Source organism: Halomonas shantousis (genome assembly GCF_054654615.1).
Map to the genome: position 1 here is coordinate 1957932 of NZ_BAAIER010000002.1, position 13075 is coordinate 1971006.

At 56.1% G+C, this 13075-nt stretch carries 12 protein-coding genes and 1 tRNA gene; 7 read left to right on the top strand and 6 right to left on the bottom strand.

The window, feature by feature from the left end; translation table 11 throughout:
- Nucleotides 1-1184: 1184 nt before the first annotated feature.
- Nucleotides 1185-1406, bottom strand: coding sequence for a hypothetical protein (locus ACYQ12_RS09395; protein WP_459870640.1), 222 nt, complete (start codon nucleotides 1404-1406; stop codon nucleotides 1185-1187).
- 634 nt (nucleotides 1407-2040) lie between these two features.
- Here ACYQ12_RS09395 and ACYQ12_RS09400 point away from each other — a divergent pair.
- Nucleotides 2041-2319 carry a terminase TerL endonuclease subunit gene (locus ACYQ12_RS09400; protein ID WP_459870643.1) on the top strand — a complete coding sequence of 93 codons (279 nt, stop codon included), beginning with the start codon at nucleotides 2041-2043 and terminating at the stop codon, nucleotides 2317-2319.
- A 270-nt stretch (nucleotides 2320-2589) separates the two neighbouring features.
- Here the strand turns inward: ACYQ12_RS09400 and ACYQ12_RS09405 are convergent, their stop codons facing one another.
- Complete coding sequence (locus ACYQ12_RS09405; RefSeq protein ID WP_459870645.1) at nucleotides 2590-4005, bottom strand: DUF4214 domain-containing protein; 1416 nt, start codon at nucleotides 4003-4005, stop codon at nucleotides 2590-2592.
- A gap of 436 nt (nucleotides 4006-4441) precedes the next feature.
- Here ACYQ12_RS09405 and ACYQ12_RS09410 point away from each other — a divergent pair, with 436 nt between their 5' ends.
- Entirely contained in the window at nucleotides 4442-5524 is a 1083-nt protein-coding gene (locus tag ACYQ12_RS09410) for an alpha/beta hydrolase (protein ID WP_459870648.1), read from the top strand.
- A gap of 64 nt (nucleotides 5525-5588) precedes the next feature.
- Here the strand turns inward: ACYQ12_RS09410 and ACYQ12_RS09415 are convergent, their stop codons facing one another.
- The 3 genes from ACYQ12_RS09415 to ACYQ12_RS09425 all read right to left on the bottom strand — a co-directional run bounded on the left by ACYQ12_RS09415 (nucleotide 5589) and on the right by ACYQ12_RS09425 (nucleotide 7272).
- Nucleotides 5589-6209 (bottom strand): endonuclease, encoded by a 621-nt coding sequence (locus ACYQ12_RS09415; protein WP_459874494.1) that lies wholly within the window; start codon nucleotides 6207-6209, stop codon nucleotides 5589-5591.
- 54 nt (nucleotides 6210-6263) lie between these two features.
- Entirely contained in the window at nucleotides 6264-6950 is a 687-nt protein-coding gene (locus tag ACYQ12_RS09420; protein ID WP_459870651.1) for a hypothetical protein, read from the bottom strand.
- A gap of 245 nt (nucleotides 6951-7195) precedes the next feature.
- Nucleotides 7196-7272, bottom strand: a tRNA-Pro gene (locus tag ACYQ12_RS09425).
- A 260-nt stretch (nucleotides 7273-7532) separates the two neighbouring features.
- Between ACYQ12_RS09425 and ACYQ12_RS09430 the strand changes: the two genes are divergently transcribed.
- The 3 genes from ACYQ12_RS09430 (at nucleotide 7533) to ACYQ12_RS09440 (ending at nucleotide 9970) form a co-directional block, all read left to right on the top strand.
- A complete protein-coding gene (locus ACYQ12_RS09430) occupies nucleotides 7533-7913 on the top strand; it encodes a CidA/LrgA family protein (protein WP_459870654.1) in 381 nt (126 codons plus the stop codon).
- Nucleotides 7913-8641 (top strand): LrgB family protein, encoded by a 729-nt coding sequence (locus tag ACYQ12_RS09435; RefSeq protein WP_459870657.1) that lies wholly within the window; start codon nucleotides 7913-7915, stop codon nucleotides 8639-8641. The genes ACYQ12_RS09430 and ACYQ12_RS09435 overlap by 1 nt, the downstream gene beginning before the upstream one ends.
- A gap of 195 nt (nucleotides 8642-8836) precedes the next feature.
- The gene (locus ACYQ12_RS09440; protein ID WP_459870659.1) at nucleotides 8837-9970 is read left to right on the top strand and encodes a COX15/CtaA family protein; all 1134 of its coding nucleotides are present in this window, start codon (nucleotides 8837-8839) and stop codon (nucleotides 9968-9970) included.
- A 121-nt stretch (nucleotides 9971-10091) separates the two neighbouring features.
- Here the strand turns inward: ACYQ12_RS09440 and ACYQ12_RS09445 are convergent, their stop codons facing one another.
- The gene (locus tag ACYQ12_RS09445) at nucleotides 10092-11546 is read right to left on the bottom strand and encodes an SLC13 family permease (protein WP_459870662.1); all 1455 of its coding nucleotides are present in this window, start codon (nucleotides 11544-11546) and stop codon (nucleotides 10092-10094) included.
- Nucleotides 11547-11724: 178 nt separating this feature from the next.
- Between ACYQ12_RS09445 and cysQ the strand changes: the two genes are divergently transcribed.
- A complete protein-coding gene (gene cysQ / locus ACYQ12_RS09450; RefSeq protein WP_459870665.1) occupies nucleotides 11725-12537 on the top strand; it encodes a 3'(2'),5'-bisphosphate nucleotidase CysQ in 813 nt (270 codons plus the stop codon).
- Nucleotides 12538-12586: 49 nt separating this feature from the next.
- A complete protein-coding gene (locus ACYQ12_RS09455; protein ID WP_459870668.1) occupies nucleotides 12587-13054 on the top strand; it encodes a DUF2489 domain-containing protein in 468 nt (155 codons plus the stop codon).
- Nucleotides 13055-13075 lie beyond the last annotated feature (21 nt).

A 13075-nucleotide genomic window follows, 5' to 3' on the forward strand; every position in this document is an offset into this window, starting at 1 on the left:
GAAACTCATTGATGCTGGTTGAGGCTGGCCCAGTAACTTCATAAGGTACTTCGTATATATAAATGCGTGGCCAATACAATGCCTCTTTAAAGCCTTGGCATGAGCCGCTGACAAAAATGGCAGCCGGTGTTGGCTGCCATTCCCTGTGGTCGATAGCAGCTGATCGGGCGGCCACGGCTGAAATCATGCGTAACGATGTCAGCGGAGAAGAGTAGCTTCTATGCAATAAGAGAGTTAGGCGAGTTACTTCGATGCCGGCCTACCGAGCGCAGGCACCTTGTATTGGCAAGCCCGGGGTAATTGTCTGCTCATTATCGGGATTGGTGTAGCCAGTGGGAGAGACAGCAATGGCTGCTGCCAAAAGAGAGTATGTAGTGACCCTGCTTCTTAGAGAGTTTGAGTACCTTGGTTTGCCTTGACACTCTCGATTTAGAGCATCGTCATTTCTCGCCTCTGTCCTGTCCGCTTGCAGCGTTAATCGCTGCTGTTCTTCTTCGAGTAGATGCTGGCTGTAATCAGACGTTCGAGGAGACGCACACCCGGACATAATGATGCTTAGGACCGTGATGGCGTAAATGAGTGTTCTCATCATTGTCTCTCTGCCATTTGTATGGATACCATTTTAGAACGGTGTTTTCTAAATGGCGAGGTTAGCTGTTTGTGGATGGGATAGCGATAACCTTGCCATATGAGAGCCTAGCGTGGCCTACCTTCATTGACCGCCCGACGAGGGTCTATCGGGGGACACACCGTCATGACGCAAAATCGCGGGTCCTTCCCCGGGGCGCCGCCCAGACCACGGGGGTGTGCAGCCACGGATTCTGGCAAGTTTTCGGGTCAATCCTCTTCGGTAGTGAAAAAATATCCATGAAGAACATGCAATACCACAGGAAAGAGAAGGCCCGGGCTGAGTTCTCTCTCGTTCCGTACTCGTAACATTCTCCATGAAGACCGTATGACGGTTCACCATGTGCTCGGGAAATCCGGCTTGCTCACGTTGTTTGGAGTATCTTATATAGGCATATGCTTTGAAGCAAAGTCTCAACAACGGCGCTTAAGGATGCGTTCTGATTCGCCTCTCTAGCATCTTTAAAAAGGCTGGCGTCGGCGATCCGCTGCCTCGGTACGTACCTGGAGGATTTGTCCGCTGTCTTCGTGACGCTCGCGCATCGTCTCCAGGCGCATTACCACGCGCAGTGCGAAAAGATTACCGGTCGATCGAGCAGCACACGCGTCACGATGATTCCGCTCGACGGTTGATGGCGATACGGGGCATTGGGCCGATTATGACTAGCGTGATTGTCGGGGCGGCGGGCGATGCCTCGCACTATCGCGCGGTGATGCAGCGGCAGCACCAGCGCAACGATCGATTGGGCGATCTGGTCAACGGAGGTGAGTTCGCCCACGTCGGGTGCGACGCTCGCCTGAGAGAGTGGCCCCGCCTAAAGGGTTTTGCAGCGTAGGATCGCGATGACGACAAACGGCTCACTGCCTGTCCGAGAAACTGACCATAAAACAGCACTACGATGCTGTGGGCTTTTTGAGGTCGGACAGTCGCGGCTTCTCATCAAGGGCCGGGCGCCAGTGATGCGTGCCCATCAAGAGCCCGGATACGTTGGCACAAGCCCACTTTGTCAATGTCGTAGATTCGCGTTGCAAAAGCCAGGCTGACCATACCTTTTCATGAAAGGATTTCGGCCGTGGACAGGGCGCGGCCGGATGGCCTAAGGCCCGGCAATGATCGATCCAGACCGGTGCGCATTAAGCACGCAGCGGGATGATCCTATCGATCAAGCTGCATAAACTAGCGATCCATCTTTCAGTCGAACCGGGCAGGATCAGATGCAGGAAGTCCTATGGTTCATCATGCGCGCTATTGATGCCCTGATCGCGATGATCGTAAGCCTTACAGCCAGGCGCGGGAAGGTATTCTGGATACTGACGCTGCTCTCAGTGTCGTTATTCTTTGGGATCATTCTCTCTTACTACTTATAGACGTGCCTACCTAGCTGGAAATCGAGGGTTCTTCCCCCGAAGAACATGAGCCCGCCGATGCGCGAGATGAAAGCGGCCGTGACGTCCAAGCGCTGGCGTCATTCCTGTGGCCCGGCGCTGATATGGATGAAAAATAAAGTCGTGGCCAAAGTCGATGCCAAGGAGAACATCTATCCGCGCAAGGAAAATCCAGAGAACAAGACCGACGGCATCGTTGCTATCCACATGGCGCTGGGCCGGGCCTCCTGCTCACACTCGCCTGCTGCGAGCCTTGGTCGATTTCACAATAACGCTGCTGGGGCTCGTGCCTCATGTTGCACCTGATTTACCGGCCCCGCGAGGGACCGGTTTTCTTGCTTTAGGCTGCCTCTCTGATGCACTCTGTCTCAGCTTCACAGCGGTGCTGGGGGTACCGCCACAAGTTCTTTCATGATAGTGCTCATACTGGGTTCCGGGCTTGCTCTGCGTTCAGGGACAGCACTGCATCCAGGTCCGCTCACACCGCAGCCGTCTCGAGCGGTTTTTGTGCCTGTCGGTTGGCACTGCCTGGCAGAAGAAGCGAGCCAGCATTATGCGGGCTCGTTGTGCAGGCTATTAGGTGAGAATGAACTCTCCTGGCTGAACGCCTAGTACGGGCTCGAACTGGTCATCGGTATATACGTCCGCATAGTCGATGCCTTCTGAGCGTGCCGGTATCTCAAGGGCCAGCAAGGGATTGAGGTCATCGAATGTGCCACTAGCCATGGCATCTATGATCCCTGTCAGACCAATAATCCCTTCAAGAGTCAGTGCACTGGCAAGGGCGCTGTAATCGATCTCGAGCCCCTGGGCAACCTGATCCATCTCTTGCAAGCCCCGTTGCTCGATGAGTAGCGTCGGGGTTCCTTCTATACCCAGACCATTTCTGCCAATCGCGGGATTGTCGCTGCCTGGGTAAATAGTCAGCTGGTCATGCTCGTAATCTTCCAAGGCGCTGGAAATGGCAACAGCGGCACGCATTCCGGCTTCCATAACCTCAGTAGAGGCATCTTCGTTGGTGGCCCAGAGCACCGATGTCGTATCCAGCGAGCCATCGTCGTTTCGATAGTTATTCTGGTTGTGGTAATCGACCATCAGATCCGGCTGATACCGAGCAATGACCTGTTTGACAGCATCTGATTCTGGGGCTTGAACCTCGCTGTAATCTGCCTCAGGGTCATAGGTTCGATTAAGGTCCACCTCCGCCTCATTCAGCCTGGGATCCAGAATATCCTGGCCTCCTGCCGCTTGCTCCTGCCAGCGAGCAAAGCCATCCGGATTGACCCGGGGCATGACGACAAGGGTAACTTCATCTCGCAGAGCTTGGGCCTCTGCGCTATCACCTGCAAGATATTCCAGCAGCTGCAGCGCCGCCTCGGTGCCTAATGGCTCGCCCCCGTGCTGTTGGGTGACCAACATAAGCGTCTGCGGTCCATTGCCGACAACGGCGGTATAGAGAGGATTGCCCCCTATGGATGAGCCAACTTGTTCGAGGTTCAGCGTGTCATAGTCTTCATTCAGGCGCTGTAATTCCGCATAGAGTTCCTCGTTTGAATGAAGGTTCTGGTAGGTGAGTTCCTTGTCGGGATCGAACTCCTCTTGTGTGACGTTTTCCGTGTAGTAATCCGAGATAGCCAGCTTGGCGTTTAGTGCTTCCTGGTCTTTCTCGCTCGCCGAGTCCATCATGGTCGTTGCGAGCTGCCCAATCGTAATCTCGCCGCTCTCAAGGCGCCCCGTCCAGTACTCCCTGCCTCCTGTGTCCGCCTCTCTATCGAAAAGAGACTGGTACATGGCCTGAACCGTCTCTTCCGCAGAGAGACCGCCTGTATACTCTTGGAATTCTTCCGAGGAAGAAAACGAGGCGATGAGGTTGTCAATATTGCTGTTCTGTAATTCATTCGTCCAATAATCATATCCTGACGGGTCTGCTGCACGGCCCAGCATAGAGAGATAAAGCCCTTGTACGCTCTTGGCTTGTTCCGATAGTGCCATGGGAGATGCTCAAGATTACTAATATTTATTAGTGAACCCCATGATCAGATTAGCCATATTTTGTTGCGCTGGGCTCTGTTTAGCAAAAAAATACGCTTACAGCATCAACTTAGCTGACTGGTTGTTTAATGTTTACTAGGTATCTTGGCGATATGTTGTGGTAGATAACAATGGGCGCTGCCTAACGTCTTAATTATCTGAGTCATTGTCGCCGCGAGCGGTTTTTGTGCCTAATGTTTCGTTGTTATAGATTCGTTCCCTTGCGTGATAGCTGTTTTTTATGCAGTAATCGAAGTGTTAAAAGCGAGAGGCAAGAACCGTTGAGATTTCCCTGGCCCACACCTGCATGACAAATGTCTTACGGTGGGCTCATGAGCTCCGTCTATGCTGCAACATGCAGAGCAGCGTTATATAAAAACAAGCACGGAGTCCGCCTATGCCGCACTTACTCAGAACAAGCATCAGCTTTAGCTCGGTTGCCGCTCTACTGGTCTCTTCGCCATTGCTGGCGGAAACGACGATGAACGAGCATCACGTCACCAGCCCGACGGATGACAATATCGAGATCTATGTCAGAGAGAGACTCCCCGAAGGGAAGTCGCCGACTGAGTTGAAGGAGGCGGTGCTCTTCGTTCATGGCGCTACCTATCCGGGGATTTCTTTCGACATGGATCTGGAGGATGGCAAGAGCTGGATGGATCATACGGCCGAGGCCGGCTACGCCACGTATTACCTTGATCAACGGGGGTACGGTAACTCAACGCGCCCGGAGGTAATGCAGCAGCCCGCTGAAGAGAATGAGCCCTTTGCCCGAGCCGAAACTGTCATTCATGACATTGATGGCGTGGTCGACTTCATACGTGAACGCACCGGGGTGGATAAGGTCAACCTGGTCGGATGGTCTTGGGGCACGGTCACCAGCGGTATGTATACAGCCCAGAACGGTGACAAGGTGGATCGGCTGGTGCTGTTCGCCCCGGTCTATAGCTATGAAAATGAGAACTGGACCAGCATGCTGGCTGACAAGGAGGCCCCCGATCAGCTCTCGGACGTGGGTGCCTATCGGGAAGTGAACCATCAGCAAGCTGACGAGCGCTGGGCCAAACAGATTCCGACAGAAAACCCGCAGGATTGGCGAAACCAGGAGGTATTCGATAGCTGGTTTAACGAGATGCTCAACATGGAGCCGGGAGAGAACGCCGAAGTTGTCAAAGCACCGAACGGTGTGCTCGTTGATCTGTGGGAGATCTTCAACGCTCGGCCAATCTATGACGCCTCGCAGATTACCGTACCCACTCTGGTGATTCGTGGCGATGACGATCCAACGGCAACCGATCCGGATGCCCGCGGATTGTATGAGGCGCTAGGTTCAGAGGTGAAACGCTATGTCGTTGTAGGCGAAGGGACGCATTTCCTCAACTTGGAAAAGCACGCTCCCCAGCTGTTTGCGGAAACGACGCTGTTCCTGAACGGGGCAGAGGAGAGCCTACAGCAGCTGCAGCAGGTTCAGACGAACTGATCGCCAACAGCAGTGAGTCCGAGGGGCAAGCGGCTCCTCGGCTTTCCTTTTGTGGCTTCTCCTCTCAACGGCTGCATATCGACTCGCAGGGGACGCCATCGCCGTCACCATCGAGCCGCCTGATACCGCACTGCTCGAGATAGAAATGCGCCTCCGCGCAGCTCGTCATGGCGCCGCAGGTTTTCTTCGTTCCGCATACAGATGTGCCGCTGGCGGCCGGGGCGATAACCGGATCGTTCGCCGCTGGGGTGGGCATTGGCGCCGGCGTGGCGTCTGTCTCGATGTAGGGGTTGCCGTGGCCCTGTATTGCGGCAATACGGCGATTGTGCAAGCGCTCCCAATCGTTGACCGGATCGGCAACCGCCCAGGCTTCGGATAGTTGCTGCTGCTGGCGGCTGATCGAAACGTCGTAGGTGTCGCGTATATACCAGTACGTCCGGGCTATGTCGCCGCGTATCCCGGGCCGGGGCTCGAATCGCCGCTCGCTGAAACTCATCTTAGATTGGCACTGGCCATACTGGAACGTATCGACACTGGCGACCATTCTATATCGCATGTTGATGTGGTCCCCATTGGCTTCACCGATACTCGACACCAGATTCATCAGGTCTCCCTCGGCCTGGTTGAAGGCAAGCTGGCGGAACGATGAGGATGCAAAGCAGAGCGGCGAGGATAAAGCGCATATGGCACGTTCCGGATAGAGAGCGGAGCGCGATTGTGCCTCAGTGTAGGACGGTGTCTAGCTTTCGTTGTCTGGAAGGGCAGAGGATGCTTTGCGACGGTACTCAAGCATCACTCGCAGTTGCTCGACGGCTACAGCAAGGTTGCCATCCATGGAGGATTCCTGACGTGCAGTACTGGAGTCACCAGTCACCGGGCGCTCTTTATAGAGCCTGACCATTTCGTCAGAGCTGGGTACCTCTTCTTGCTTGGCGAATATCGGTGCCTCAAGCAGCTTGGCGTGGGCCTTACCGATGATGACATCGAGTGCTGAGATGATTTCAGGTGCTAATTCTTCTATCAGTTTGGCTTTCTCAATCTCCCTGAGCAGATCAATAGCGTCAGCGCTTCGTCCGTCACGAGCATCGAAAAGGTTATCGTATTCTCCCGACTCCCGCTTAACGAGGCGTAGTGCGATTCGATACAAAGCGATTCTGCTCTCACCAAGGCTTGAAAGCATATTCTCGGCATCCTTGGTCAAATTTCTAAGCTTAATCTCGCTTCCGAACAACGTGAACTGCTCAACCCTGTTCCATACCAGGGCTATGCCAGCCAGGCCCAGGCCAAGCGTCAGCATGCTGACAAAGGCTCCACCTGCCATACGCTCCGATAGGAAAAAATAAAAAGCCAGCGTGATGAGCAGTGCTGAGACGATAGCTACGGCAACGCGGATTATCGTGTGCTTGGTATCGGTGCGGCTCTCCATCCATTCCCTGCCTAATCAGTTGTTGCAAGATCTACTGAGAGTATCAGAGCACACGTGGCGTGGGGCATAAATGGGGCAAACCGGACGCCAGTCCATGCTACTCGGTGCCGGCGCAGGACTGGCAGCGTTGCGAGAGGAGGATGGTCCTAAGGTTGCTATATGTAGAGTTTTGGGGGAATTTCTTGAGAGCAACAAAAAACCGCCACTCGGCATGATCCGTAAGTGGCGGTTTTTACTAACTATTCTGGTCGGAGCGACAGGATTCGAACCTGCGACCTCTGCAACCCCATTGCAGCGCGCTACCAAGCTGCGCCACGCTCCGTTTTACTGTTTCCACGCCAGCATATTTCGCCTTGCCCCGTGGAACGCTGCGTATATTACCTGCCATGCTTGGAAAAGCAAAGCCCCGTTTGTGTTTTTTTTCAATTGCTTGCTAGATTGCGGTAGGGCAGCGTCAGCTGAATGCCGGCCTCTCTTGTCACGCAAGCGCCAAGCCACGATGCATTGCTCTGTCGATCCTCGTCCCCCTTCGTTAGACGAAAGCATATAGAATGCTCGTGGGTTTCGCTTGAGGAGCGGGAGATGCCACTCATTATCGGTATGAGCATCATTCTAGGATGCCAGTTTGTCGGGGAGTCGTTAGTACTCGCCTTGGACCTGTCGGTACCCGGACCAGTCGTTGGCATGTTGCTACTACTTGTAACGCTGATGATCAATGGCCGTGTCCCCGAAGGACTCAGATATACAGGGGAGGGATTGCTGCGTTACCTGACATTGCTCTTCGTGCCGGCAGGGGTCGGTATGATGGTGCACTTTGATCTGATACGGGCCGATTTCTGGACGCTTGTCGTCACGCTGATAGGTTCCACTGCCATCACGATGGCGGTCACGGCTAAGGTTATGGACTGGCTCAACCAGAAACATGCCGGGGAAAGCTGCCGCCAGCCGGGGGACGAGAACTGATGAATGTCGCCTCACTCGATCAGCTTTGGGTATATCTTGCTGCCAGCCCGCTGCTGCATTTGCTTGCCACGCTGGTGGCTTTCATCATCGGCACTCGTGTCAACAGATGGGCGGGTGGGACACCCTTCCTGCATCCGGTGTTGGTAGCCATTTCCTTGCTCATTGCATTTCTGCTAGCAACGGATACGGACTACGCCACCTACTTCGAAGGAGCCCAGTTCATTCATTTCCTGTTGGGGCCGGCAACGGTCGCTCTGGCGATCCCTCTATATGATCATCTGGATCGCGTCAGACGCATGTTGTTACCCATCATCGTCGCCTGTGTGACGGGCATCGTGACCGCCGTGGCGTCTACCGTGGGGATCGCCATGCTGTTAGGAGCCAGAACGGAAACCATAATGTCGCTGGCGCCCAAGTCGGTCACATCTCCCATTGCCATGGGAATTGCGGAGAAGCTGGGCGGAATACCATCATTGGCTGCGGGACTGGTACTGCTGACGGGAACTGTCGGCTGTGCCTTGGCACCGCTCATCTTTCGCATCATGAAAATTCGCGATCCCAGTGTACAGGGATTCACCATGGGGCTTGCGGCGCATGGTTTCGGCACGGCGTACAGCTTTACCTCTATTGGCGCGTTGGCCGGTGCTTTTGCGGGGCTCTCCATGGGACTGACGGGCCTGCTGACGGCTTTCCTGCTACCGCCACTGGTCAGACTCCTCGGTTTTTGATTCGCCAGGCCGGATGGCCGGGGTATTCGACGGCGCTTCTGCCGCTACCTTTATTTGCATGATTCGCGGCTCGTTACGGGCAAAGCCGTTTTAGAAGGAGATTTGGGCTTCAGGTGGGGTTGCGTTCCGGACCGTCCATGACTAGAGATTAATGTTAGGGGGCAAGGACGCGAACGTAACCGCAAGGATATCGCCGTGAAAGGAGACTTCCAGAATTCCGAATCCCGTTTCGTTGGATATGGCCTGGGCGCTGACATTTCGAGGCCTCTCTATCGCAAAGGCGGAAGCAATGTCATAGCGCTGCGTTGGGCAAAGATTATTAGCCTGGCAAGCGTGGTGTTGGCCCTCGTGGTTATCTTGTTGGGTGCCGGCACGAGATTGCTGGATGCAGGATTGGGATGTCCCGACTGGCCGGGTTGTTATGGACGTCTGGTAGTGCCCGATGCGGACACGGCAGCGCTGCATGCCTCCGGTGTCCCGCTGGAGCCTATCAAGGCCTGGGCGGAAATGCTGCATCGATACGTGGCTTTCGTGCTCGGTATGCTGGTGCTGTCCCTGGTCGCCCTCGGCTGGAAGCAACGCCATGAGCCCGATTATCCCTGGCGGGCCACGTTGATACTGATGTTGCTGATCTTTTTGCAGGGGGCTTTCGGCGCATTTACCGTCACTCTCCGGCTCTGGCCCCAGATCGTGATGCTGCACCTGCTGGGTGGGCTGAGTATCATGACCATGTGCCTGTGGCTACATTTGCGGCTTCGCCAGCAGGGCCGTGGATCGCCGCCGCAAAGCATGCATCGTCCTGGCATCTTGTGGTGCATCGTAGCTGGCTTACTGATACTGCAGATAGCCTTGGGCGGGTGGACTTCGAGCAATTACGCCGGGCTGGCATGTCAGGGGTTCCCGACCTGCAATACGCAATTGTGGCCAGCCATGGACTGGAGCGAAGGCTTTCATCTGACCCAGACCATTGGCCCTAACTACCTGCATGGAAAACTGCACGCCGAGGCACGTACGGCCATTCACGTGGCCCACCGGCTTGGAGCCTTGTGGCTGGGGATCGGGATTATCCTGTTGGTATGGCGCTATCGGCATCACGGTACGCTGAGAAAATATACCGTTATCTTATTATTGGCTTACACAGCTCAAGCCACAATCGGAGTCGTCAATGTTCTGTTATGGCTGCCGCTGGGGCTGGCTCTGGCGCATACCGCTGGTGCGGCATGTCTGGTATTGGCACTGACGCTAGGCATATGGCGAAGTGCGACGACTGAGAGTGATGAGAGCACTGCTGGCGTGGCCAGGTATGGGAAGCGGGCCACCCCGGTGTAGCGGGCCATTCACCGACGGTGTTATCGCTGCCCATCAGAAAGGGGCAGGTAGCGGATGCAGCTCTACAACGCAAAACGGGGCCTGTTGGCCCCGTTATCTTTCAGCGACAGAAAATCAGGCGCTACATCCAGACCAGTTCGATCAAGGCAACCGTCACTAGCGTGACGAATATCGTCCCCGCAATATTGAGGAACAGGCCGGCACGAATCATCGACTGGATTTTCATATGCCCCGTGGCAAAGACGATGGCATTGGGGGGCGTGGCCACTGGCATCATGAAGGCGCAACTGGCCGCTATTGCGGCTGGAGCCGTGATCAAGAGAGGGTTCATGTCCAGCGACAGGGCCAGTGCACCAAGCAGCGGCAGAAAGGCGGCTGCCGTGGCAGTGTTGGAGGTGACCTCGGTCAGGAAAATGATGACCAGGACCACGATGCCGACCAGCAGCAACAATGGCAAGGCTCCGAACATGGACAGTTGGCCGGCGATCCACTCCGCCAATCCGGAACTCTTGATGACACCAGCCAGTGCCAGGCCGCCACCGAACAGCAGCAGGACACCCCAGGGCAGTTTCTGGGCATCGTCCCAGTCGAGCAGACGCGTGTTGGCCTGAGTTCCGCTAGGCAGCAGGAACAGGGCGATACCTGCAATCAAGGCGACAACCGTATCCGACAGCCAGCCGATTCCCGCCTGGTTGAGCATGGGGCGGAATATCCACGCAATGGCCGCCAGAAGGAATACCAGACCGACGCGCCGCTCTGCCGATGTCATGGCGCCTAGCTTACCGAGCTCGTTGCGGATCATCTGCCCACTGTCTTCGGCGGCATTCAGCTTGAAACCGCCTCGTGTCAGCCACCACCATGTGATGATCATCATGCCGATACTGACGGGAAGACCCACGATCATCCACTGAGCGAATCCGAGATCGATGCCCTGGGTGTCGGAGAGGTAGCCGGCCAGCAGGGCGTTGGGCGGTGTACCGATAAGAGTGGCAATGCCACCGATACTGGCGGCGTAGGCAATAGCCAGCAGCAGAGCGGTGGAGTAGCGAGCCATTTCCTTCTCGTCGTTGTCACCGAGCAGACTGATGACCGACATGCCGATCGGCAGCATCATGATACTGGTGGCCGTATTCGAGACCCACATGCTGAGAAAGCCGGTGGCAATCATGAACCCCGCTATCTGACGCTTGGGCTGCTGACCAACGGTCTGCAGCACTCTCAGGGCAATACGGCGATGGAGATTCCAGCGCTGCATGCCGATACCCAGCAAGAATCCGCCCAGAAAAAGAAAGATGATCGGGTTGGCATAACTAGCGGTAGTGGGGCCAAGTTCTCCGATGCCGAGGGCGGGTACCAGCACGATGGGAACCAGTGAAGTGGCCGGAATGGGGATGGCTTCGGTAGCCCACCAAGTGGCCATCAAGAGCGACAGACCCACACAAGCCCAGGCGGGATCGGACATCCCGGCGGGGGCAGGCAGCAGTATCGTGATGAGTACCCAGGCTGGGCCCAGCCAAAGGCCGATGCGCGAGGCAAGGGAGGGCTTTGCCGGCTCGGGTGTCGAAGCCTCGTTCATAGATGTCTCCCTCAGCAGTCATGATAAATATTGAGGCGGTATTCTACTTAAGTCCCACATGTGGGCGAGCGTTTCTTTTTTAGCCTTTGGTCTAAGGTATCCGGCCGGTTGTGGTCCTGATAACGGGCAGGTAACGTGCCTGCCTTGACAGCGAGACGTGATGGACGCCGGGAGAATAATGATGAGGCATGTGGAGCCCAGTATTGCTCTGATGGATGAGGTCATCGGTTTGTGCCGCAAGGCAGGCAAGGCCATCCTTGCGGTAAGCCGTGACCGCCTGGATACACACCAGAAAGCGGATGAGAGCCCGGTGACTGCGGCCGACCTGGCGGCTAACGAAGTGCTGGTCAGGGGACTCGAGCGCCTCACGCCGGGAATTCCGATCCTGTCGGAGGAACAGGCGGAGACTGCCTGGGAGGAGCGTCGGGGCTGGGCGTGTTACTGGCTTGTCGATCCCTTGGACGGCACCCGGGAGTTTCTGGGACATTCCGGAGAGTACACCGTCAACGTTGCCTTGATCGAAGGACACGTTCCCGTATTGGGCGGTGTTCATGCGCCGGCGCAGGGCGTTTCCTGGAGTGGTGTGGTGAAGCTGGGAGCCTGGCGCCACGAGGAGGACGGCGCTCGTCAACCGATTTCGGTAAAGCCGCGGTCTCCGTTGAGGATCGTCGCCAGCCGCTCGCATCTCAATGCAGAGACAAAAGCTTTTATCGAACGCTATCCCGATGCTGTCGTCGCCCATGCGGGGAGTTCGCTCAAGTTATGCCGTATCGCCGAGGGTAGTGCAGATCTGTATCCACGCTTCGGGCCGACCAGCGAATGGGATATTGCAGCGGCGCAGGCTGTTCTGGAAGCTGCAGGCGGGCAGGTGCTGGAAGCCATGGGACTGCAGCCATTGCGCTACAATCTGTCTCCCAGTCTGCGTAATCCCGATTTCATTGCCTGCGCCGAAGCGTTCGGCGGCTGGCGGGCCGCGTTCGAGGCACAATAATGCCAGGAGACTCTTGCCGAGTGTCCGCATCGCAACTCAAGGAGCTTTCATGACGTTAACACTGGCGTGGGGGCTGCTGGCCGTAGCCGTTCTGATAGTGGTGGGGCTGGCACTCTATGCCTTTCGGTTGTGGAAAAGGGTTCACCATCGCGAGGCGCTCCAGCGTGACGAGATACGTCGTGCCAATGAGAACTGTCTGGAGAGTCTGGATGTCATTGCCAGAGCCATGCTGGCGGACCAGGTTGACCTGATCGAAGGTGCGCTGCGCTGCAAGGTGCTGCTCGAGATTATCGAGCCGCAACTTGTCGAGCGCTCCCGCTTCCATGTCTTTGCCGAGGTGCATCGGCGAGCAGGGCATTTACATACCCATTCGGCACGCCAGGCACTGTCACCCCGTCAACGACTGGAGGAGGACCGTGAGCGCATCGCCTTGGAAGAGGAACTGCGTGCTCCCTTGCAGCAGGCGGCACACGCAGTGGTGGATTTTAAAAAGCGTTGGCCGGCCGGCCTGCACTAAGCTTCATGGTTCGTATTGAAG

Coding starts and splice junctions, on each gene's coding strand:
- ACYQ12_RS09400 (WP_459870643.1), top strand. CDS start 2,041: ATGAGCCCGCCGATGCGCGAGATGAAAGCGGCCGTGACGTCCAAGCGC.
- ACYQ12_RS09405 (WP_459870645.1), bottom strand. CDS start 4,005: ATGGCACTATCGGAACAAGCCAAGAGCGTACAAGGGCTTTATCTCTCT.
- ACYQ12_RS09410 (WP_459870648.1), top strand. CDS start 4,442: ATGCCGCACTTACTCAGAACAAGCATCAGCTTTAGCTCGGTTGCCGCT.
- ACYQ12_RS09420 (WP_459870651.1), bottom strand. CDS start 6,950: ATGGAGAGCCGCACCGATACCAAGCACACGATAATCCGCGTTGCCGTA.
- ACYQ12_RS09430 (WP_459870654.1), top strand. CDS start 7,533: ATGCCACTCATTATCGGTATGAGCATCATTCTAGGATGCCAGTTTGTC.
- ACYQ12_RS09435 (WP_459870657.1), top strand. CDS start 7,913: ATGAATGTCGCCTCACTCGATCAGCTTTGGGTATATCTTGCTGCCAGC.
- ACYQ12_RS09445 (WP_459870662.1), bottom strand. CDS start 11,546: ATGAACGAGGCTTCGACACCCGAGCCGGCAAAGCCCTCCCTTGCCTCG.
- cysQ (WP_459870665.1), top strand. CDS start 11,725: ATGATGAGGCATGTGGAGCCCAGTATTGCTCTGATGGATGAGGTCATC.
- ACYQ12_RS09455 (WP_459870668.1), top strand. CDS start 12,587: ATGACGTTAACACTGGCGTGGGGGCTGCTGGCCGTAGCCGTTCTGATA.